This is a genomic window from Streptomyces sp. NPDC059957, from assembly GCF_042730015.1.
Taxonomy (GTDB): Bacteria; Actinomycetota; Actinomycetes; order Streptomycetales; family Streptomycetaceae; genus Streptomyces.
In genome coordinates this window covers 18,533-39,003 of record NZ_JBHWMB010000076.1, presented here as the reverse complement: position 1 = coordinate 39,003, position 20,471 = coordinate 18,533, and the positions used below count along the sequence as shown (strand labels likewise).

At 72.8% G+C, this 20,471-nt stretch carries 18 protein-coding genes; 9 read left to right on the top strand and 9 right to left on the bottom strand.

Features of this window, described 5'->3' with window-relative positions; translation table 11 throughout:
* Positions 1-88: 88 nt before the first annotated feature.
* Complete coding sequence (locus tag ACFWBW_RS34555; protein ID WP_385381319.1) at positions 89-751, bottom strand: alpha-ketoglutarate-dependent dioxygenase AlkB family protein; 663 nt, start codon at positions 749-751, stop codon at positions 89-91.
* Positions 752-1,168: 417 nt separating this feature from the next.
* On the opposite strand from ACFWBW_RS34555, the gene ACFWBW_RS34550 reads away from it, so the two are divergent.
* Positions 1,169-1,915: a maleylpyruvate isomerase family mycothiol-dependent enzyme gene (locus tag ACFWBW_RS34550; RefSeq protein WP_385381310.1), complete on the top strand. Its 747-nt coding sequence runs from the start codon at positions 1,169-1,171 to the stop codon at positions 1,913-1,915.
* Between the two features lie 78 nt (positions 1,916-1,993).
* Complete coding sequence (locus tag ACFWBW_RS34545) at positions 1,994-2,263, top strand: DUF6332 family protein (RefSeq protein WP_385381307.1); 270 nt, start codon at positions 1,994-1,996, stop codon at positions 2,261-2,263.
* Between the two features lie 49 nt (positions 2,264-2,312).
* On the opposite strand, the gene ACFWBW_RS34540 is transcribed toward ACFWBW_RS34545, so the two are convergent.
* Positions 2,313-2,975 (bottom strand): response regulator, encoded by a 663-nt coding sequence (locus ACFWBW_RS34540; protein ID WP_385381304.1) that lies wholly within the window; start codon positions 2,973-2,975, stop codon positions 2,313-2,315.
* Positions 2,950-4,122 (bottom strand): sensor histidine kinase, encoded by a 1,173-nt coding sequence (locus ACFWBW_RS34535; RefSeq protein ID WP_385381301.1) that lies wholly within the window; start codon positions 4,120-4,122, stop codon positions 2,950-2,952. Before ACFWBW_RS34535 ends, ACFWBW_RS34540 begins: the two co-directional genes overlap by 26 nt.
* Before the next feature lie 175 nt (positions 4,123-4,297).
* Between ACFWBW_RS34535 and ACFWBW_RS34530 the strand changes: the two genes are divergently transcribed.
* Together ACFWBW_RS34530 and ACFWBW_RS34525 are read left to right on the top strand one after the other, a co-directional pair.
* Positions 4,298-6,571, top strand: coding sequence for an MMPL family transporter (locus ACFWBW_RS34530; RefSeq protein WP_385381298.1), 2,274 nt, complete (start codon positions 4,298-4,300; stop codon positions 6,569-6,571).
* A gap of 266 nt (positions 6,572-6,837) precedes the next feature.
* The gene (locus tag ACFWBW_RS34525) at positions 6,838-7,278 is read left to right on the top strand and encodes a VOC family protein (RefSeq protein ID WP_385381295.1); all 441 of its coding nucleotides are present in this window, start codon (positions 6,838-6,840) and stop codon (positions 7,276-7,278) included.
* Here ACFWBW_RS34525 and ACFWBW_RS34520 read toward each other — a convergent pair.
* Positions 7,264-8,241 (bottom strand): spherulation-specific family 4 protein, encoded by a 978-nt coding sequence (locus tag ACFWBW_RS34520; protein WP_385381292.1) that lies wholly within the window; start codon positions 8,239-8,241, stop codon positions 7,264-7,266. The two genes, ACFWBW_RS34525 and ACFWBW_RS34520, sit on opposite strands and share 15 nt — an antisense overlap.
* A 229-nt stretch (positions 8,242-8,470) precedes the next feature.
* Complete coding sequence (locus ACFWBW_RS34515) at positions 8,471-9,172, bottom strand: TetR/AcrR family transcriptional regulator (protein ID WP_385381289.1); 702 nt, start codon at positions 9,170-9,172, stop codon at positions 8,471-8,473.
* A 148-nt stretch (positions 9,173-9,320) separates the two neighbouring features.
* On the opposite strand from ACFWBW_RS34515, the gene ACFWBW_RS34510 reads away from it, so the two are divergent.
* Complete coding sequence (locus ACFWBW_RS34510) at positions 9,321-9,779, top strand: nitroreductase/quinone reductase family protein (RefSeq protein WP_385381286.1); 459 nt, start codon at positions 9,321-9,323, stop codon at positions 9,777-9,779.
* 395 nt (positions 9,780-10,174) lie between these two features.
* On the opposite strand, the gene ACFWBW_RS34505 is transcribed toward ACFWBW_RS34510, so the two are convergent.
* Positions 10,175-11,449, bottom strand: a complete 1,275-nt coding sequence (locus tag ACFWBW_RS34505; protein ID WP_385381316.1) for a geranylgeranyl reductase family protein — start codon at positions 11,447-11,449, stop codon at positions 10,175-10,177.
* A gap of 330 nt (positions 11,450-11,779) precedes the next feature.
* On the opposite strand from ACFWBW_RS34505, the gene ACFWBW_RS34500 reads away from it, so the two are divergent.
* Together ACFWBW_RS34500 and ACFWBW_RS34495 are read left to right on the top strand one after the other, a co-directional pair.
* Positions 11,780-13,144 carry a dipeptidase gene (locus ACFWBW_RS34500; protein WP_385381283.1) on the top strand — a complete coding sequence of 455 codons (1,365 nt, stop codon included), beginning with the start codon at positions 11,780-11,782 and terminating at the stop codon, positions 13,142-13,144.
* Positions 13,145-13,275: 131 nt separating this feature from the next.
* Positions 13,276-13,998: an MBL fold metallo-hydrolase gene (locus ACFWBW_RS34495; RefSeq protein WP_385381280.1), complete on the top strand. Its 723-nt coding sequence runs from the start codon at positions 13,276-13,278 to the stop codon at positions 13,996-13,998.
* A 67-nt stretch (positions 13,999-14,065) separates the two neighbouring features.
* On the opposite strand, the gene ACFWBW_RS34490 is transcribed toward ACFWBW_RS34495, so the two are convergent.
* Positions 14,066-15,106: an NUDIX domain-containing protein gene (locus ACFWBW_RS34490; protein ID WP_385381277.1), complete on the bottom strand. Its 1,041-nt coding sequence runs from the start codon at positions 15,104-15,106 to the stop codon at positions 14,066-14,068.
* 208 nt (positions 15,107-15,314) lie between these two features.
* Between ACFWBW_RS34490 and ACFWBW_RS34485 the strand changes: the two genes are divergently transcribed.
* The gene (locus tag ACFWBW_RS34485; protein ID WP_385381313.1) at positions 15,315-16,304 is read left to right on the top strand and encodes a LacI family DNA-binding transcriptional regulator; all 990 of its coding nucleotides are present in this window, start codon (positions 15,315-15,317) and stop codon (positions 16,302-16,304) included.
* On the opposite strand, the gene ACFWBW_RS34480 is transcribed toward ACFWBW_RS34485, so the two are convergent.
* Positions 16,294-16,494 (bottom strand): hypothetical protein, encoded by a 201-nt coding sequence (locus tag ACFWBW_RS34480; protein WP_385381273.1) that lies wholly within the window; start codon positions 16,492-16,494, stop codon positions 16,294-16,296. The genes ACFWBW_RS34485 and ACFWBW_RS34480 overlap by 11 nt on opposite strands.
* Before the next feature lie 179 nt (positions 16,495-16,673).
* On the opposite strand from ACFWBW_RS34480, the gene ACFWBW_RS34475 reads away from it, so the two are divergent.
* Entirely contained in the window at positions 16,674-19,007 is a 2,334-nt protein-coding gene (locus ACFWBW_RS34475; protein WP_385381270.1) for a WD40 repeat domain-containing protein, read from the top strand.
* 33 nt (positions 19,008-19,040) lie between these two features.
* Here ACFWBW_RS34475 and ACFWBW_RS34470 read toward each other — a convergent pair whose 3' ends face one another.
* Positions 19,041-20,339: a DUF6986 family protein gene (locus tag ACFWBW_RS34470; protein WP_250738901.1), complete on the bottom strand. Its 1,299-nt coding sequence runs from the start codon at positions 20,337-20,339 to the stop codon at positions 19,041-19,043.
* Between the last annotated feature and the right edge of the window lie 132 nt (positions 20,340-20,471).

The following is a 20,471-nucleotide window of genomic DNA, read 5'->3' as shown; positions in this document are numbered from 1 at the left end:
GAAGTACGTCCAGTACGAGCCGTGGCCCTCCGCCTTGCGATGCACCGCACCGGACGCCGCGACCCGGCAAACCTTCCCGGCCACAGCACTAGCCGAGCCCGCCGACCCGCAGCGTGATGTTCAGCCGCCCCGTGAGCCCGAGGCCCGGCGGAGCGGTGCCGGGCAGGACTTTCGGCACCCCGTGAAAGGCCCGTCGGACCGGCCCGCCGAAGACGAACAGATCCCCGCTGCGCAGCTCAAGGTCCCGATACGGACGCCCGCGCGAGGCGGTGTTGCCGAAGCGGAAGAGGCAGGAATCACCCAGGCTCAGCGAGACCACGGGGGCTTCGGAGCGCTCCTCGGCGTCCCGGTGCATGCCCATGCGGGAGTCGCCGTCGTAGAAGTTGACCAGGGCGATGTCGTAGGCGACGTCCGGACCCGGATCCTGCCCGTACGCGGCGGCCACGGCTTCGCGCCCCAGCCGCGCGAGCCGGTCGGGCATCGCCTTGACCGGCGCACCGTCCCCGTCGACGGCCGTGGGCGCGTATCCGTACGGGTACCAGTGCAGCCCCAGACAGACCTGCCGGGCGGTCATCGTCCCCCCGCCCGGCGTGCGTACCGTCCGCAGCCCCGCGGGCGGCCGGGCCCATCCCCGGCAGGCTTCCACCAACTCCCGCTGCAGCCCGGGCCCCAGCCAGTCGGGCACGTGCACGGCCCCGGGCACGATCTCGGTCCGCTCGCGAGGGAAGAGCTCGCCGCCCGGGTGCTCCATGATCTCCACCGCCTCCTCCACGACCTGCTCCGTGACCGGCTCCGCGACCTCCATCATCCTTCCGTCCGGCTCGATGAGCGGCTCGGACGTGGCGGGATGGGCGAGGTGTGCCGGGGGTACGGCCTCCAACTCGGCCGCGCGATCGCGCTGAAGCTGCTCCTGGAGTTCGATGCCGCGGCCGAACTGCCGGGCGGTTTCAGCGCGAGGCGTCGATCGGCGCGCAGTGAAGATCTGCGACTTCGGCATCGCTCGCGGTGTGCAGGTCACGCAGGCGCTCACGCGCACCGGCTGAATGCTGGGCACACCTCCCTCCATGGCACCCGAGCAGTGGCGCGGCAAGGACGTCGACGCCCGCGCCGATCTGTGCGCGCCGGTTGATCGTTGTGTGTTCCCGAGGGGGGCTGCGAGACTCCCGGCATGGAGATCATCAGCTATGTCAAGGCCGTGGCCCGCGAGGGCGAGCAGCTCGCCGCCACCGCCGAACGGGCCGGTACGGACGCCCTGGTGCCCACCTGTCCACAGTGGCGGGTCACCGATCTGCTGCGGCACACCGGCTCCGTGCACCGCTGGGCCACCGGGTACGTGGCCCAGGGCCTGACCGAGCGGGTGCCGTTCCCGGAGGCGCCGGTGTTGGTGGGCGCGGAACTGCTGGCCTGGTTCCGTGAGGGCCACGCCACGCTGGTGCGGACGCTGAGCGGGACCTCGGCCGACGCGCAGTGCTGGACCTTCCTGCCCACCGCACCGCCTTCGCCGCTGGCCTTCTGGGCGCGGCGCCAGGCACACGAGACCACGGTGCACCGGATGGATGCCGAAGCCGCGCTGGGCGTGCCCTTCGGGGTGGTGGACCCCGGCTTCGCGGAGGACGGGGTGGACGAGCTGCTGACCGGCTTCCACGCGCGGCCGCAGAGCCGGGTGCGGACGGAGGAGCCGCGGGTGATGCGGGTACGGGCCTCCGACACGGGCGCGGTGTGGACCGTACGCCTGTCCCAGGAGCCGGCGCGCACGGTGCGCGGGGACGCGGACGGCGAGGAGGCCGACTGCACGCTGGAGGGCGAGGCCTCCTGGCTCTACTCGGCGCTGTGGAACCGGCAGCCGCTCACCGGACCTGGCGTGACGGGCGACGCCGAACTGGCCCGGCTCTGGGTGGACACGGCCGGAATCTGACCCCCTCTGCCCGCGAACCGCCGGTCGGCGCACCGGGCCCCCTTGTGGCGGTGCGGGCCGCGCGGAGAGACTGCGCCCATGGAACAACGGAGTCAGGCCGGCCGGGACGCGGTCACCATCGAGATCGTGTACGCCTTCGTCAGCGGCGGTGTCGCGGCGGCACTCGTCTTCGCGGTGCTGTACGGCCCCACCCTGGCCTTCGACCTCTCCCCCACCGCCGACCGAACCCTGGCGGTGGTCGGCGCCGCACTGGCCGCGGCGGTGTTCCTCATCCGGATCACCCACGTCCTGTGGCGCTTCACCCGGCGCCCGGAGACCGACGGCCGCCAGGAACCCGGGCGCTCCTAGGGGGCGTATCGAGTCGTGATCATCGGGTGGTCATGGCCCGGCACCCGGCTCAGGTTCCGGGGAGGATACGGCGCGTTTCGTAGGCCCACATCGCGATCTCGACCCGGTTGCGGGCGCCGAGTTTGGCCATCAGGCTGGCCAGATGCGTCTTCACCGTGCTGAGGCTGATGTGCAGGGCATCGGCGATCTCGGTGTTGGTCAGCCCGCGAGCGACGGCGAGGAGCACCTGCTCCTCGCGGGCGGTGACGGGGTAGACCGGCTGGGCCACGGGCCGGCCGGCGGGCAGGTCCGCGAATGCCTGGAGCAGACGGACGGTGACGCTGGGCGCGATGAGCGCCTCACCGTCGGACGCCGACCGTACGGCCTGCGCCAGAAGGTCCGGTCCCGTGTCCTTGAGGAGGAATCCGCGGGCGCCGGCACGCAGTGAGCCGTAGACGTACTCGTCGAGGTCGAACGTGGTGATGACGACCACGGCCAGCGGGTCGGCGACGCCCGGGCCGGCGACCAGCCGGGTGGCCTCGAGCCCGTCGAGTACGGGCATGCGGATGTCGAACAGGCAGACGTCGGGGCGTAGTTCGCGGGCCAGACGTACCGCTTCCCGCCCGTCGGCGGCCTCGCCGACCACCTCGATGCCGGGCTGGGCGTTCAGCATGATCCGCAACCCGGTGCGGATGATCGTCTGGTCGTCAGCGACGAGGACGCGAATGGCCACGGCTCTCGCTCCTCGCTCTCGGCAGTTCGGCTTCGACATGCCAGCCCCGGTCGGCACCCGGTCCGGCTCGTAGTGTGCCGCCGAGCAGGGTCGCGCGCTCGCGAAGTCCGGTAAGTCCGTATCCGTCGCGACCCCGGCCGGTGCGCCGGCCGTTGTCGCGCACGCTCACCCGTACCGTGTGCCGTTCCGCGGCGACCCGAACGACGAGCTCGGTCGCGTCGACCGCATGGCGCAGCGCGTTGGTCAGCGACTCCTGCACGATCCGGTAGACGGCCGCGTCCACGGCCGGGGGCAGCGCGTCCAGGTCGCCGTCGAGCCCCAGGTCGACCCTGAGGCGACCACCCGGGGTGCGCACCAGGCGCTCCAGATCCGCGACTCCGGCAGGGGGTGCCAGCTCGGCGCCGACCCCGCGGTCGCGCAGCGCGGCGACCATGGCGCGCATTTCCTCCAGCGTGCGCGCCCCTTCCTCCTCGACCCCCTCCAGCGCCTCGACTGCGGCGGACGGGTCGGTGCCCGCGAGCACCCGGCCCGCCTGGGCGATGATCACCATGGCCGACACGTGGTGGGCCACCGTGTCGTGCAGTTCCCGGGCGAGCTGCTCGCGCTCGCGGGAGCGCACCTGGTCCAACTGCCGCTCGCGAGCGGTCCCCCGGAACCGCACGGCAGCCCCGGCCACGCCGGGCAGCAGCAGGAAGACCAAGCCCCCGACCTCTTCGACGACCGGGGTCTCGTACGTGACGGTCGCCAGGGTGCAGGCCGCGAGGATCACCGCGCCACCGAGCACGATCTCCCGTCCCGATCCCCACCGGGGCAGCGCGTACACCAGCACGAGCACGACCGCGTCGATGTCCAGGCCGACCGGCTCGCGCGGTGCGGCGACGAGCGAGGCCACTTGAAGCAGGATCACCGAGCCGAACGCCAGCTTGACCATCGCCAGTGGGCGGGTCCGGCGCCACAAGGGCAGCAGGCACAGCCATACGGCGAACACCACCGCCACCGGCCGCCACACGACGTTCTCGCGCAGGGTGGCCTCCAGCACCACACCGCCCAGGCCCACGGCGAGCAGCGCCCAGTCCCGCCACACCCGGGCGGGCGCGTCGGGCGGCCGGGGTTCGGTCCACAGGGTTCGCAGGTCGTCTCGTAGCACGGTTCTCAGCCTAGGGACCGCGGCGTGCCGCGCATCGGCCGAAAGGACGGGTCGTCACTCCGCCCTGGGGCCGAGGGATCCGCGGCCCGCGGGCCGATGCCGCGGAGCGCCGTGGCGAGGAGCCTCGGCATCGGCGGCCGTACAAGGACGGCCGCCGATGTGGTTGGAGGACCCGATGCTCTCGAAAGCCCTGTTGCGCCTGGGCGCAAGCGCCGCCCGCCATCCCTGGCGGGTGATCGCGGCATGGCTGATCGCCGCCACGCTCGCCGTCCTCGCCGCCGTCGCCTTCGGCGGGCGGACCGCGGACTCGATGACCGCTCCGGGACTGGACTCCCAACGGGCCGCGGAACTGATCGAGCGAGCCGGCACCGGCCAGGAGGGGATGACCGCCCAAGTGGTCGTCACCCCCCTCGACGACGGTGCGACGTTCTTCGACGACGACGGCGCGCGCACCGCTCTCACGCGGCTGCAGACCGAGGTGAGGCGGCTGCCGCACGTGCTCGGCACGAGCGACCCGGCGGGGGCACTCGACGCGGGCGGGGACACCGCCGTGCGCGGCGGCCTCGTTTCGGCCGACGGGCGGATCGCAGTCGTCCGGGTGCAGTACCCCGACCAGAGCCGGCTGTCGGCCGAAGACCTCGACGCCCTCGTCGATCTCGGCGACCGGTTGCGCGCCGAGCTGCCCCTGCGCATCGAGATGGGCGGGAACCTCTTCTACGCCTTCTCCGACCCCGACGGCGGCGCAAGCGAGCTGATCGGCCTCCTCGCCGCGGCCGCGATCCTGTTCCTGGCGTTCGGTTCGCTCGTCGCCGCCGCGCTGCCGATCGGCATGGCGGTCTTCGGGCTGACCATCGGGGTCGCCACGATGACGGTACTGGCGGGGGTGACAGAGGTCCCCACCTTCGCACCGGTCCTGGGCAGCATGGTCGGGCTCGGAGTGGGCATCGACTACGCGCTGTTCGTGCTCGCCAGGCACCGGGAGTACCTCGCGTGCGGGCTCGATCCGCAGGCGGCGGCCGGACGAGCGGTGGCGACGGCGGGTCGGCCGGTGGTCTTCGCCGGCGGCACCGTCGTCGTGTCGATCCTCGGCCTGGCGGTCGCGAACGTGCCGTTCATGACGGTGGGCGGGGTTGCCGTCTCGATCGTCGTCCTGACGATGGTGCTCGCGTCGGTGACGCTGCTGCCGGCCTTCCTCGGCGCGGCGGGCCCGCGCCTGGCCCGGGCGGGCCGGATCGGCCGGGCTCTGCAGACCAGGAAGCCGGGCCGACTCGCACGGCGGCGGGACACGGTGGCGGGCGCCGCCCACGCCTCCGGGTGGCGGCGCTGGATCGGGCACGTCAGCCGGCACCCGGTGCCGTACGCGATCGGCGCGGCCGGGCTGCTGCTGACCGCGACGCTGCCCGTGCTCGGCCTGCGCGTCGGCCTGCCCGACGACGGCTCACTGCCCCACAGCCGTACCGAGCGCCGGGCCTACGACCTCGTCGCCGAGGGGTTCGGCCCGGGCACCAACGGTCCCCTCGTCATCGCCGCGGACCCCACCGGTGATCCGGGAGTGCTGGACCGACTCGTCGGGGCGGTCGCGGCGGATCCGGGCATCGCATCCGTCGCGCCGCCGCACATCGATCGGGCCTCCGGCATCGCGACCCTCGTGGTGTTCCCGACCACCAGCCCTCAGGACAAGGCCACGGCCGACACCATCGCCCGGCTGCGCACCGACGTGCTGCCCACAGCGATCGGGCACGGCCCGGCCAGGGCCCACATCGGCGGCGCCACCGCGAGCCTGTCCGATGTGGGCCAACGCACCAGCCAACGCCTGCCGGTGTTCGTCGCCGCCGTGCTGGCGATGTCGTTCCTGCTGCTGATGCTGGTCTTCCGCTCGATACTCGTACCGCTCAAGGCGGTACTGCTGAACCTGCTGAGCATCGGCGCGGCCTACGGCATCATGGTCGCGGTCTTCCAGTGGGGCTGGGGAGGCGCACTCATCGGGCTGGAAGCGACGGTTCCGATCGTGTCGTTCATCCCGACGTTCCTCTTCGCCATCCTGTTCGGCCTGTCGATGGACTACGAGGTGTTCCTCCTCTCCCGCGTACGCGAGGAGTACCTGCGCACCGGCGACAACGGCACGGCGATCGTCGAGGGCATCTCGCGCACCGCCCGGATCATCACCTCGGCCGCCCTCATCATGGTGGCGGTCTTCCTGTCCTTCGTCGTCACCGATGACCCCTCCACCAAGATGTTCGGGCTCGGCCTGGCCACCGCGATCTTCATCGACGCCACGGTCGTACGCATGGTCCTGGTACCGGCGACCATGACACTCCTCGGCCGGACCAACTGGTGGCTGCCGAAGTGGCTGGACCGGATGCTTCCCCGCGGACCGGTCGGCACCGACGACACCGACGACACCGACGCGGAATCCACGGGCGAGAGCCCCGCGTCCGCGGCTGGTTGACCGTTGACTCAACTCCTGCCCGCCCTTGGCGTCCGGCACCTCAGCGCGTCACCCAGGGGCATACCCAGTGCCTGTTCGAACGACTGCCGCAGTCGCTCGGGGTACGGGCCGTACTCGCCGATCGGCAGGTACGGCCCGATGAACTCCCAGGCCAGATGCGGCAGTTGCACTCGCGTCACGTAAGGCCGTCTAGCGGACCGGAGCGTGCCACGAAGGCACTTCCCGCAAATCGATCACGACTCGATGCGCGCCCTAGACTGGGCCGCATGGACTCCCCGGCCGTACGGCCCGAAATGGCAACGGCAACGGCAACGGCCACTGCGATGGAGGCGGCGCCGGCGGAGACCGGCGTCCCCGCCGGCGAAGGGCGGGTGTCCGCGGCCCGGGTATCGCTCCTGGTGCTGTACACGCCGCGGTTGGAGGAGTGCCGACGGTTCTACGGGGACCTGGGCCTGGCCTTCGCCGCGGAACGCCACGGGCGCGGACCCGAGCACTACGCCGCCGTCCTCCCGGACGGCATGGTCCTCGAGCTCTACCCGGCGCGCGACGGCCGCCTTACCGGCGCCCTGCGGCTGGGGCTGGCCGTCGACGCGGAGGACATGCGCCCGGCGCTGGCCCCGGGGCGACACCGGTTCACCGATCCCGACGGCCGTGCCGTCGAGATCACCGCCGTCGGGCGGACGGGGTGCGGATCAGCCCAGGGTTGAGGCGTACCAGGTCTGGGCTCGGTACTTCCAACTGGGCTGGGCGTCCCAGGGGTTCGGCATCTTCGCGCTGGTGGCGTAGGCGTAGCCCGCGCCGCGTTCGAAGGCCGTGCGGAGCGTCGCGCGCATCGCCGAGGCGTCGGGGACGTCGTGTACGAGGTGCCAGAACGCGGTGCCGCTCGGGTCGAGTTCGGCGCCGGAGCGGTATCCGGTGAGTGCGTTGAAGACGTTGCCACCGAGCCAGCCGGGGCCCGTGTAGGCCGCGTACGTGTCCTCGAAGGTGACGAAGACGTCGGCGGTGCGCCGGCCGGGCTCCAGGAAGCAGTCGGCGATGGCCGTACCGGGGTTGTTGACGACCAGGTCCGGCGTGCCGGGCGCGATGTCCTCCATGGTGTCCTGCACGTAGCTGCGGAGTTCCGCGTAGTGGTCGCGGACGGCGTTGCCCGGGCCGCAGTCGCGACTGACGACGTCGAAGAAGATGCCGTCCACGTGGAGGCGGCCGTCTGCAGTCTTCAGGTAGTTGTCAACGGAGGCCTTGACCTCGGCGATGTCGCGGTTGCCGTGGTCGGTGTGGACGTAGCCGAGCACCTTGGTCTTCTCGCCGGTGGCGGTGGTGCCGGTGCGCAGGACGTCGGCGCGGGCCCGCCAGGGGGCGTCGAACGGGGAGTCGCCGTTGCCCGGGTTGAGGACCACCACCGAGGCGGCCGGACTGGTGGCGGTGAGGTCGACGAGCATCGGGTCGTTGGCCCAGACATAGGCGGGGACGGCTATCTCAAGGCCCCGTACGCCGGCCGCCCGGGGTGTCGGTCTCACCTCGGGGGTCGGGGCGGGGGCGAGGGCCGGGGTGCGGTCCTGGGCCTGGGTCCGGCCCGGCTCCGAGCTGGCCGACGCGATGACGGCCGGCGCCGGCGCGGCGAGTAAGAGGGTGGCCAGGACGGCGTAAACGGCCTTCGCGGCGCGGGTCATGACTGCTCCTCGGGGCGGCGGCGGGGAGGCGCCGGGGCGATGGCCGGGCGCCGGGGACGACAGCCGGGACGGGAGCCCAGCTCGAGGAACACTAGACGGGCCGCCGGGCGCACCAGGGTCGATTCCGCCGCTTCGGTACGAGGAACTGACAAGCGAACTTTCCCCGCCCCCGCCGGTACGGCCGCCCGGGGACCTTCCGGACGACCCCCGCACGGCCCGGTTCCGCTCGCTATAGGGCGGGCAGTCCGACCCCGTGCGCCAGCTGTCCGGCGGCGTGCGCGAAGAAGGCGGCACGGTCCTCGACGACCCGCTCGAACTGGCCGAACAGTTCGAAGGAGATCAGCCCGAAGAGCTGCGCCCAGGCGGCGACGAGTGCCGCGGCGACCTCGGGGGGCAGACCTTCCGCGAAGTGCGCGGCCATGCGGACCGCTTCGGGACGCAGCTCGGCGGGGAGCGGCGGGAGGGAGATGCCGCGGCCCTCGTAGGCGGCACGGACGATGCCGATGAGGGTGTTGCCCACGCGGGAGGCGGGGCCGACGGTGTCGAGGGGGGCGGTGTAGCCGGGGACGGGCGAGCCGTAGATGAGGGCGTACTCGTGCGGGTGCTCCAGCGCCCAGTCGCGGACGGCCCCGCAGACCGCGGCCCAGCGGGCGCGGGGGGCGCCGCCGGCGGCGGCGAGCGAGCGGGCGTCGGCGGCCTCGGCGGCGGCGCCGACGCTGTTGTAGGCGTCGACGATGAGGGCGGTGAGGAGCTCGTCGCGGCTGGGGAAGTAGCGGTAGAGGGCGGAGGAGACCATGCCCAGCTCGCGGGCGACGGCGCGCAGCGAGAGCTTGGCGGCGCCCTCCGCCGCGAGCGCGCGGCGCGCCTCGTCCTTGATGGCGGCGGTGACTTCGATGCGGGCCCGCTCTCTGGCCCCTCGCACGGTGCTCATGCGAGCCAGTGTGCCACGCAGGCAGAGCAGTGCCCAACAACGAGAGCGGCGATCCATTGCGAGAGCACTGCTCTTGTTTTGGAGCACCGATCCGTGCACACTGTTCTCAAGCGAGAGCAGTGCTCTCCCAAACTCCTCGGAGGCCACCATGACCGCGCCCAAGCCGTACTACGTCCAGGCCGGCCCGCTCGACGTCCGCTTCAACGCGCTCATCGGCAAGCTCGCCCGCCTCGGCATGAGCCTGGCCGGAACCGCCGAGCTGTCGGTGCGCGGCCGCACCTCCGGCAAGATGCAGCGGATCCCGGTGAACCCGTACAGCCAGGACGGCACCCGGTACCTGGTCTCCGCCCGCGGCCACTCCCAGTGGGTCCGCAACATGCGCGCCGCGGGCGGCGGCGAGCTCCGCCTGGGCCGCACCGTGCACACCTTCACCGTCACCGAGCTCACCGACCCCGCCGAGCAGGCCGTCGTCCTGCGCGGGTACCTGAAGAAGTGGGGCTGGGAGGTCAACCGGTTCTTCAACGGGGTCACCGCGAAGTCCTCCGAGTCCGAGCTCCGCGCCGCCGCCCCCGACCACCCGGTCTTCCGCATCACGGTCTCCTCCTGACCCGCCCCGCCGGGGCAACTCCGGCGGCCCCGGCGACCTCGGGAAACCTCCGCCCTCCCGGCACCACCCGGAGCCGACACCGGCGACTCCGGCGGCCCCGCGGCCCTCCCGGTTCCACGCGGGTCCGACACCAGCGGCCCGCCGCCCTCCCGGCACCATCCGGGGCCGGACCGGACGGCCCGCCACTCTCCCCGCCCCGCCCGGAGCAGAACCCGAACCCGCCCCCTGCCCCTGCCCCTGCCCCTGCCCCTGCCCCTGCCCCTGCCCCGAAAACGCGGCGGCGGCCTCGCCGGCACACCCGGCAAGACCGCCACACTCCGCACCTCGGCGCTCAACGCTCCCCAGCGGGAGCAGCGACTTCGGCCCGGGTCACGCCCCCGGGCACACCCGTCGGCTCAGCCCTTGCCCCCGCCCTGGGCTCCGTCCTGGCCCTCAGGCCGGGAACCGGGCCCGGAGCCGGAACCGGCCCCGACCTCGGCCTCCGCCGCCCGGCTCCGCGCCTGCCGCGCGTCGAGCACGTGCAGAGCCTTGCGCGCCAGCGGGTACGTACGCACCATCTCGGCCAGCGTCAGCGACCCGCGGGCGATCCGGGCGAAGGCCAGCCAGGCCGGCCGGAAGCCGGTGATCGCCGCATGCAGCAGACCCGGCTTGGCCTCGAAGAGTTCCAGCATCCGCTTGCCGACGCCCATCTCCACGCCCAGCCCGGCCTTGACGGCGAAGGCGTAGTTGAGGGCCTGGCGGCGCGCGTCCACGGCGTCCTGGGCCTCGGAGATCTTCACGGCCCACTCCCCGGCGAGCCGCCCCGAGCGCAGCGCGAAGGAGATGCCCTCCCGGGTCCACGGCTCCAGCAGTCCGGCCGCGTCACCCGCGACCAGCACCCGGCCGCGCGAAAGCGGCGATCCGGGCTTGCGGCAGCGGGTCAAGTGTCCGGAGGAGAGCGCCGGTTCGAAGCCCGACAGGCCCAGCCGGGCGATGAAGTCGTCCAGGTACCGCTTGGTCGCGGCGCCTTCGCCCTTGGCCGAGATGACCCCGACGGTGAGGGTGTCCCCCTTGGGGAAGACCCAGCCGTAACTGCCGGGCAGCGGTCCCCAGTCGATGAGGACGCGGCCCTTCCAGTCCGCGGCGACCGTCTCCGGGACCGGGATCTCCGCTTCCAGGCCGAGGTCGACCTGGTCCATCTCGACGCCGACGTGGGCGCCGATCCGGCTCGCGCTGCCGTCCGCGCCGACCACGGCCCGGGCCAGCACGGTCTCGCCGTCGGCGAGGACCACGGCGACGGTCCGCCGGTCGGGCACGGACGCCCCGTGCTGTTCCACCCGCGCGACGGCCGTACCCGTACGGACCGTGGCGCCCGCCTTCTCCGCCTCGGCGACCAGCGCCGCATCGAACTCGGGCCGGTTGATCAGCCCGAACAACATCTGCTTCGAACGCCGCGTCCGGGCGAACTTCCCGTCCAGCGAGAAGGTGACCGCGTGGACGCGGTCCTTGAAGGGCAGCACGAAACCCGGCGGGAGGGCATCGCGCGAGGGCCCGATGATGCCTCCGCCGCAGGTCTTGTACCGGGGCAGTTCCGCCTTCTCCAACAGCAGAACGCGCCGTCCCGCGGTGGCCGCCGCGTGCGCGGCCGAGGACCCGGCCGGCCCTGCCCCGACCACGACCACGTCCCACACCTCGCCGGGCTCCCCGGCGGCGGTCTCCCCGGCGCCCGTCTCCCCGGCCGTCTGCGCGTCCGCCCCCTGAGCGGCCTGCCCTGCCTGCGCGTCGCGTACGTCGCCGCTGTCGCTCTCGTCGCTGCTCACGATGTGCTGCTGCTCCTGATCATGCGGTTCATGCCTGCTCCGATGCCGGGGAAATCCTACGGCGCGAGATCGACTGCCCCGTTGTGCGAGGATCGGAAGAGTCTTTTTGCCGTAGCCCGCATACGCACACCCCGCGCATGCGGGAGGCGTATACGTAACCCGTACACGTACACCAACGTCGCACCCAAGAGGAGCGTGCCCATGCCGTCTCATCCGATCGCCGAGACCGTCGCCTCGCTGATGCCCCGCGCCAAGCAGGAGCTGTCCGAGCTGGTGGCTTTCCAGTCGGTGGCGGACTGGGCACAGTTCCCGCAGAGCGAGAGCCACGCCGCCGCGAACTGGGTGGCCGACGCGCTGCGCGCCGAGGGGTTCCAGGACGTCGCACTGCTCGACACCCCCGACGGCACCCAGTCGGTGTACGGGTTCCTGCCCGGCCCGGCGGACGCGCCGACCGTCCTGCTGTACGCGCACTACGACGTGCAGCCCCCGCTGGACGACGCGGCCTGGATCTCCCCCGCCTTCGAGCTGACCGAGCGCAACGGCCGCTGGTACGGCCGGGGCACCGCCGACTGCAAGGGCGGGTTCATCCTGCACCTGCTCGCGCTGCGCGCCCTGAAGGCCAACGGCGGTGTGCCGGTGAACGTGAAGGTGATCGTCGAGGGTTCGGAGGAGCAGGGCACCGGAGGTCTCCAGCAGTACGCGACGGCCCACCCCGAACTGCTGGCCGCCGACGCCGTCGTGATCGGCGACGCGGGCAACTTCCGTACGGGCCTGCCGACGGTCACCGCGACCCTGCGCGGCATGTGCCTGCTGAAGGTCAAGATCGACACCCTGGGCGGCAACCTGCACTCCGGCATGTTCGGCGGGGTCGCGCCCGACGCGATGGCCGCCCTGATCCAGCTGCTGGCCTCGCTGCGCGCGCCGGACGGTTCGACCACGGTGGACGGGCTGGCCTCGGACGCGGTGTGGGAGGGGCTCCAGTACCCGGAGGCCGACTTCCGCTCCGACGCGAAGGTGCTGGACGGGGTCGAGCTGATCGGCGCGGGCACGATCGCGGACCGGCTGTGGTCCCGGCCGGCCGTCACCGTGCTGGCCATCGACTCCCCGCCGGTGATCGGTGCCACCCCCTCGGTGCACGCGAGCGCGGGCGCGCTGGTGAGCCTGCGGGTGCCGCCGGGCGTGGACACGGCGGAGGCGATCAAGCTGCTGGAGGCGCACCTGGTGGCGCACACCCCGTGGAAGGCGCGTCTGGAGCTCGAAGTCATCGGCCAGGGACAGCCGTTCCAGGCGGACACGGACAGCCCCGCATACACCTCGATGGCCCAGGCCATGAAGGCGGCCTACCCCGGCCAGGAGATGCAGATCAGCGGCATGGGCGGCTCCATCCCCCTGTGCAACACGCTGACCGAGCTGTACCCGGACGCGGAGATGCTGCTCATCGGCCTGAGCGAGCCGGAGGCGCAGATCCACGCGGTGAACGAGAGCGTCTCCCCGGAGGAGCTGGAGCGCCTGTCGGTCACGGAGGCCCTGTTCCTCGTCAACTACGCGGAGTCCAAGCGCGCCTGACGGTGCCGCAGGCGGCTCTCACGCCGCGCCCCGCCGCTCCCCGCCCGATCCCCGCCCGCTCCGCCAAGGGCGAACCACGCTACCGGCGCAATCTCCGCCGATGGCGTGGTTCGCCCCCGTACGTTCGGGTGATGGATCTCGTAGAAGTCATCCCCGACCGCCTGCACATGCTCCGCTTCCCCATCGGCCAGGCCTACCTCTGGCGCGACGGAGCGGATCTGACCCTGATCGACGCGGGCCACGCCGGTTCGGCGGACGCGATCGAGGGGGCGATACGTTCCCTCGGGCTGCCGCCGGAGCGGCTGGAGCGGATCGTCCTGACCCACTGCCACCGCGACCACGTCGGCGCGGCGGGCGAACTCGCCGCCCGCTGGGGCGCGGAGGTACTGGCGCACGGGCTCGACGCACCGGTGATCCGCGGCGAGCAGCCGGTCCCGGAGCCGGTACTGCTGGACTGGGAACTCCCGCTGTACGCACACGGGCTGACGGTCCCCGAGGCCCCGCCGACCCGGGTGGACCGGGAGTTGGAGGACGGAGAGGTGCTCCCCTTCGGCGGCGGGGCGGCCGTCGTCCACGCTCCGGGGCACACCCCTGGCAGCATCGGCATCCATCTCCCCGCCCACGGCGTGCTGTTCACGGGTGACTGCATCGCCGGCGTCGGCCAGGTGATCCTCGGCGTCTTCAACGTGGACCGCGCCCGGGCCGTCGAGTCGATGCTCCGACTGGCCGCCCTGGCCCCCTCGGTGGCCTGCTTCGGCCACGGCGACCCCCTGACATCGGACACCGCGGCCGCCCTCCTCTCTGCGGCGGAAGCGGCAGTCGCGACTCAGCCGTCGCCCACCCCGACGGGCTGATCCCGGCAACGGCAACGGCATCGGGCCGGGGCCACCCACCCTGCCCCGGCCCCCCGCAGCCGCCCGGCTACGGGACCGCGCGCCCCGCCTCCAGGTACGCCGCCCGGCCCCGTTCACGAGCCCGCAGGGCGCATCGGAGCCTCTCGTACCGCACCTGCGGCAGCAGGTCCGCCGCTTCCTCCTCCGTCACGAACCGCCAGGCCCGCAGCTCCGGCCCGGGCAGCCTCAGCCGCCCGGCCTGAGCCGACGACAGCCGGCCGCCGTCGAACAGCAGCCGCAGGCCGCCGTAGCCCGCCGGGGGCCCCGGCGGCTCCCAGTCCACGACCAGGAGCTCGGGGAGGCGTTCCAGTACGAGACCGAGTTCCTCCTCGACCTCCCGTACCCCCGCGCACGCCGGGGCCTCGCCGGCCTCGACGATCCCGCCCGGGAACTCCCACCCCGGCTTGTACGTCGGGTCGACCAGGAGCACCCGGTCCGCGTCGTCGAAGAGCAGCACTCCGGCGGCCACCGTCTCGCGCGTCGGCTGCGGGGTCTGCACGATGTCGCAGACCCGGGCCGTGTCGGTGCGTACGGCCTCGGCGATCCGCTCGGCCGTCTCCCGTACGGTCAGGGTCCCGTTGTCGATGACGTGGGCGTCGACCGCGAGCCAGCCCAGAGCGTGCTGGTAGGCCGGGATGTGGTCGTAGGCCCACTTCCTCACCCGCAGGTCCACGTCCGCCGCCGCCCCGGGCTCTTCCCGGGTCGCGATCCGCTCCCGGAGGATCGTTTCCTCGGGGGCGAGCAGCACGTGCCGCACCGCGATCCTGCGCGCCGCGAGCCCGCCGAAGATCTCGTCGCGGTACTCCTGCCGCAACAGCGTCATCGGGACCACCAGCACCCCGCCCAGCTCCGCCAGCATCGCCGCGGCCGTATCCACGACGAGCCGGCGCCAGCTCGGCAGGTCCTGGTAGTCGGACACCTCCGCGAGGCGTTTGCGCGGCAGCAGCACGCGCAGCGCGTCACCGATGAACTCCGGGTCGAACAAGGTGCTCTCCGGCAGGAGGCCGGTCAGCTCGCGCGCTGTGCTGCTCTTGCCGGCGCCGAACGTGCCGTTGATCCAGACGATCACGTCTACCCCTCTCCCGATGCCCCCAGTGGCTTGCCCGTACCACCCTGCCACGGAAACCCCGGCGCTCCTGCGAGTGCTTATCCTCAAGGTCAGGGGCCTGTCCGCAACGCCGGGCCCGCACCGCCACCGCGCCCGCCCCTTCCGGAGGTCCGACACCGTGCCCCACACCCGCCGCCCGCCCGAGCCCCGCTACGGCAACAGGCCGACCATGAAGGACGTGGCGGCCCGGGCCGGCGTGGGCCTCAAAACGGTGTCACGCGTGGTCAACGGGGAGCCGGGTGTCACCCCGGACACCGAGAAGCGGGTCCAGGAGGCCATCGACGCGCTCGGTTTCCGCCGCAACGACAGCGCCCGCGTCCTGCGCAAGGGCCGCACCGCCACCGTGGGCCTGGTCCTGGAGGACCTCTCCGACCCCTTCTACGGACCGCTCAACCGGGCCGTGGAAGAGGTGGCCCGCGCCCACGGCGCCCTGCTCATCAACGGCTCCAGCGACGAGGACCCGGAGCGCGAGCGGGAGTTGGCGCTCGCACTGTGCGCCCGGCGGGTGGACGGGCTCGTGGTGATCCCGGCCGGGAACGACCACCGCTATCTGGAGCCGGAGATCAGGGCCGGGGTGGCCACGGTGTTCGTGGACCGCCCGGCGGGCCGGATCGACGCGGACGTCGTCCTGTCCGACAGCTTCGGCGGCGCCCGGGACGGGGTGGCCCACCTGATCGCGGGCGGCCACCGCCGGATCGGCTTCATCGGCGACCACCCGCACATCCACACCGCGACCGAGCGACTGCGGGGCTACCGCGCGGCCATGGCGAACGCCGGCCTGCCCATCACCGAATCCTGGATCTCCCTCGGCACAACGGCCCCCGAGCGCGTCTCGGCCGCCGCCCGGTCGATGCTGTCCGGCCCGGAGCCGGTGACGGCCCTCTTCGCCGGGAACAACCGCGTGACGGTCACGGCCGTACGCGTCCTCGCGTCCCTGCCCCGCCCGGTGGCCCTGGTCGGCTTCGACGACTTCGAACTCGCCGACCTGCTGAACCCCGGAATCACGGTGATCGCCCAGGACGCCGCGGCCCTGGGCCGCGTGGCCACCGACCGCCTCTTCCAACGCCTGGCGGGCGCCGACCTCCCCCCGGCCCGCATCGAACTCCCCACCCGCCTGATCCCCCGCGGCTCGGGCGAGATCCCGCCGTTCACCGGATGAGCCCACGCAGCACGGGCACCGCGGCCCCGGCCGCGGTCAGTCCGGCGAGCACCGAGAGCGCGGCGACGGTCCCCCCGAGGTAGGTGAGCACCCCCGCTGCGAGGCCGGTCAGGACGGCGCCCAGCAGGACGACGGCCGTGTGCAGGGACAGGAACGGACCGGGGTCGGACGGGTCTTGATGTGTGGTCATGGTCCGATTCCAACGGACCGACGGGCCCGAACCCGCACGGGCCGAACGGATCTGCCGGTCTCTCGATCGCTGCCGGACTCCGAACACTTCCGCCGGTGTCCGGCGCTGTTCCGACAAGTCCGGGACCGTTCGGCGGATCACGCTCTAGCCTGATGGTCCGAACGGTCCGGGGGGCACGGGTGGGCACGGTACAGAACGGGTTCGACGAGGAACTCAGCCGCCTCGCGAGCGACTTGCGGGAACTCCGGATCGGGCGCGGCAATCCCCCCTATCGGAAGCTGGAAGCCCGGGCGTCGAAGTCCGGGGCCGGAATCCGGCTCCCGGTGGCCACGCAGAGCGATGCGTTCCGGGGGAAGCGGCTGCTGAGCCTCGACACCCTGATGGCGTTGGTGCGGATCCTGTACTCCTATGACGAGTTCGGGCAGGAGACCGCCGTCCCACCACACAACTCCCCTCGGTTGGAGCCCTGGCGGAGCCGCTGGCGGGCCCTGGCGTCCCTCCAGCCGGCGGCGCCCGACCGCGCGAAGGCCGTGCCCTGGGTCGACCCCGACCGCGCGAAGGCCGTGCCCGCGGTCGACCCCGGGCACGCGAAGGCCGTGCCCGGGGCCGCCCCCTGGCCGGCAGGACCCCCCGCGCCGCCGTACACGCCGACTGGTGGGGCCGGGTTCTCCGTCGCCCACCGGCTGACCGTGCACGAGTACCCGAACCACGGCGCGGTGTTCTCCCCCGACGGACGGATGCTCGCGACCGTCGGCGGTGGGGACGTACACCTGTGGGATCCCGTCCGCGGCCGGCTCGTGGGCGAGATCAGCCCCGAGGAGCACGTCGTCGCGGTGGCCTTCTCGCCGGACGGCCGAACCCTGGCCATGGGCGACGATCAGGGTGCGGCAAGGCTGTGGGACCTGTCGGACCTCGCGCCGGTGGGCCCGGCCCTTCTCGGCCACGAAGCGGCCGTCGGCGTGCTGGCCTTCTCGCCCGACGGCCGCGTGCTCGTCACCGCCGCCGACGACGAGAGCGTTCGCCCCTGGAACACTGCCACCGGGGAACCGGACGGGAACCCGTACATCGGGCACTTCGGGGAGGTCCGGGCGTTGGTCTTTCTCCCCGGCGGTGATCTGCTGGCCGGGATCAAGGGAAGGCACGTCCTGCGGCTGTGGGACCCCGTCGCGGGAGCGGGCGTCGGGGAGCCCATGCCCGGACACGAGAACGAGGTGATGGCCTTCTCGCCGGACGGGAGACTGCTCGCCACGGTGGGCCTCGACGGGACCCGGCTGTGGGACGCCGTCACCGGTGGCGCCCTCGGCGGGCCGCTGGTGGTACCTGACGGTTCGACCTGCGGAGCGGCCTTCTCCCCCGACGGCAGGCTGCTGGCCACGGCCTGCGACGACGGCACCGTACGGCTGTGGGACACAGCCACGGGCAGTCGGGTCGGCGAACCACTGGCCGGGTCCGACATGGCGCTCCACGACGTCGCCTTCTCGTCCGACGGACGGATGTTGGCCGCCTGCGGCGAGAGGGACACCGTGGTGGTCTACCACCGGAACCCGGTCACCACCGGATCCGTGCCTTCCCTCGGAGCGCGGTCCGCGGCCGCGATGCTGCGCCAGGGGCACGCCCTCGCCCTGCCCGCCGTGTCGAGCGGGACCGGGAAGCCACTGGGCCGGCTCGTCTTCTCCCCGGACGGCTCCCGGCTCCTCGTCCAGACGGCCGACCGGAGGATCCTGACCTGGGATCCGGAAACCCGGGCCCGGTTGCCGGAGGTCCTGAAGCTACCGCTCGGCGGCCCGTGGGGCCTGGAGTTCCCCGACGACGGCGGCCCGGCGGCCCTGTGGAGCCGGGAAGCACCCCGGACCGCGCCTCTTGTCGCCCCGGTATCGCTCCTGCCGCATGTGGCGTTCAGTGCGGACGGCCGGCTGGTGGCGACGGTCGGAGCCGGCGGCCTGTCGCTCCTCCCGACAGCCATCGACCCCGCCGACGTGGCCGACGAGGGACCCGATCCGGTATCGGACGCCTTCGCGTTGGCCCTCTCTCCCGATGGCCGCACCCTGGTCACCGCGCACGACACGAAGGTGACACGGTGGGACCTGGCCCCACCGGAACCGACCGGACGAGACCTGGAAACCTACGGGCCCAAGCTCGGCGCCATGGCCCTTTCCCCCTCCGGCCGGCTGCTGGCCGTCGGCGACCTCGTCGGGACCCTCCAGCTGTGGGACCACGCCACCCAGCGACCGCCCAATCAGCGACTCGTCGCACATGCCGCGCGGGTCTACGACCTGGCCTTCTCCCCCAACGGGAGGCTGCTCGCCAGCGCCGGCGCGGACGGTGTCGTCAAGGTTTTGGACACACGCACCCGCGGGTTCGCCGTCCATCCGCCCCTGACCGGACACTCCGGCGCCGTCCGTGGCGTCGCCTTCTCCCCGGACGGGAGCCTTCTGGCCACCGCCGGGGAGGACGGCACCCTGCGGTTCTGGGTGCTGCCGGAGACGGACACACGAAGGGCCCGGCCCCGGTAGCAGGCCGGGCCGGGCCCTTCACGACGTTCAGACTCAGGCGGTCGCCGTCAGCGTTGCCGAGCGGCGCGGGATGGCGAAGGCGTCGAGTTCTGCGCGGGTCAGGCCGGTCAGGGCGGTGACCTCGTCGGCGCCGACGGCGCCGCAGTCCAGGCCGCGGACCAGGTAGCCGGCCAGGGCCTTCGCGGTGGCGGGCTCGTCCATGACGTCGCCCTCGATCTTGGCGACGTACGCCTTCAGGCGCGCGGCGGCCGTCTCGAGGCCCTCGCGGTAGAAGACGAAGACGGCCGCGTAGCGGGTCGGCAGGTGCGCCGGGTGCATGTCCCAGCCCTGGTAGTAGGCGCGGGCCAGGGCGCGGCGGGTGAGGCCGTAGTGCAGCTTCCAGGCCTCGTGGACGTGCTCGGTGGTGCCGATCGGCAGGACGTTGGTCGAGCCGTCGGAGACGCGTACGCCGGTGCCGGCGGCCGCGACCTGCATGATCGCCTTGGCGTGGTCGGCGGCCGGGTGGTCGCTCGACTGGTACGCGGCGGAGACGCCGACGCAGGCGCTGTAGTCGAAGGTGCCGTAGTGCAGGCCGGTGGCGCGGCCCTTGGAGGCCTCGATCATCCGGGCGACCGCGGCGGTGCCGTCGGAGGCGAGGATGGACTGGCTGGTCTCGATCTGGATCTCGAAGCCGATCCGGCCCGGGCGCAGGCCGCGGGCGGTCTCGAAGGCCTCCAGGAGCTGCACGAAGGCCGTGACCTGCTCGGGGTAGGTGACCTTGGGGAGCGTCAGGACGAGGCCCTCGGGGAGGCCGCCGTGGGCCAGCAGGCCGGACAGGAAGATGTCGGTGGTCCGGATGCCGCGGTCGCGGACGTTGGACTCCATGCACTTCATGCGGATGCCCATGTACGGGGCGTTCGTGCCGTTGGAGAAGGCTTCGGCGACGAGGCGGGCGGCGCGGGCCGCGGCCTGGTCCTCCTCCTCGTCGGAGCGGACGCCGAAGCCGTCCTCGAAGTCGACGCGCAGGTCCTCGATGGGCTCGGAGGCGAGCTTGGCGCGCACGCGGTCGTAGACCGGTACCGCCAGCTCGTCGGAGATGCCGAGTACCTTGGCGAAGGTGGCGGCGTCCGGGGCGTGCTCGTCGAGGGCCGCGAGGGCCTGGTCGCCCCAGGTGCGGATGGTGTCCGCCGCGAAGACGTCACCGGGCACGTAGACCGTGTGGATGGGCTGACGGGTGCCGGGGTCACCCGGGTAGTGGCGCGCGAGTTCCGCGTCCACCGGCTTGAGGGAAGCGCTGATGCCCTCGCTGACCGCGCCTGCGAGGCTCGTCGCCACCTTCTCCTGCTGACCCATCGTGCACTCTCCTCTTTTCCGCTTCACGGAATCTTAGATCCGCATTACAGAATTTAGTCACGGGGTTCCGCTCAGTCAATGGTCGCTGCGCCGTCCTGGACAAACGACTCGGGGCCGTGCGGTGAGAAACAC

Bases quoted from the DNA above. Each gene is read 5' to 3' on its own strand.
- ACFWBW_RS34555 (WP_385381319.1), bottom strand. From the start codon at position 751: ATGGAGCACCCGGGCGGCGAGCTCTTCCCTCGCGAGCGGACCGAGATC.
- ACFWBW_RS34480 (WP_385381273.1), bottom strand. From the start codon at position 16,494: ATGACCACACATCAAGACCCGTCCGACCCCGGTCCGTTCCTGTCCCTG.
- ACFWBW_RS34545 (WP_385381307.1), top strand. From the start codon at position 1,994: ATGGAACAACGGAGTCAGGCCGGCCGGGACGCGGTCACCATCGAGATC.
- ACFWBW_RS34495 (WP_385381280.1), top strand. From the start codon at position 13,276: ATGGATCTCGTAGAAGTCATCCCCGACCGCCTGCACATGCTCCGCTTC.
- ACFWBW_RS34500 (WP_385381283.1), top strand. From the start codon at position 11,780: ATGCCGTCTCATCCGATCGCCGAGACCGTCGCCTCGCTGATGCCCCGC.
- ACFWBW_RS34510 (WP_385381286.1), top strand. From the start codon at position 9,321: ATGACCGCGCCCAAGCCGTACTACGTCCAGGCCGGCCCGCTCGACGTC.
- ACFWBW_RS34530 (WP_385381298.1), top strand. From the start codon at position 4,298: ATGCTCTCGAAAGCCCTGTTGCGCCTGGGCGCAAGCGCCGCCCGCCAT.
- ACFWBW_RS34515 (WP_385381289.1), bottom strand. From the start codon at position 9,172: ATGAGCACCGTGCGAGGGGCCAGAGAGCGGGCCCGCATCGAAGTCACC.
- ACFWBW_RS34550 (WP_385381310.1), top strand. From the start codon at position 1,169: ATGGAGATCATCAGCTATGTCAAGGCCGTGGCCCGCGAGGGCGAGCAG.
- ACFWBW_RS34485 (WP_385381313.1), top strand. From the start codon at position 15,315: ATGAAGGACGTGGCGGCCCGGGCCGGCGTGGGCCTCAAAACGGTGTCA.
- ACFWBW_RS34520 (WP_385381292.1), bottom strand. From the start codon at position 8,241: ATGACCCGCGCCGCGAAGGCCGTTTACGCCGTCCTGGCCACCCTCTTA.
- ACFWBW_RS34470 (WP_250738901.1), bottom strand. From the start codon at position 20,339: ATGGGTCAGCAGGAGAAGGTGGCGACGAGCCTCGCAGGCGCGGTCAGC.
- ACFWBW_RS34525 (WP_385381295.1), top strand. From the start codon at position 6,838: ATGGACTCCCCGGCCGTACGGCCCGAAATGGCAACGGCAACGGCAACG.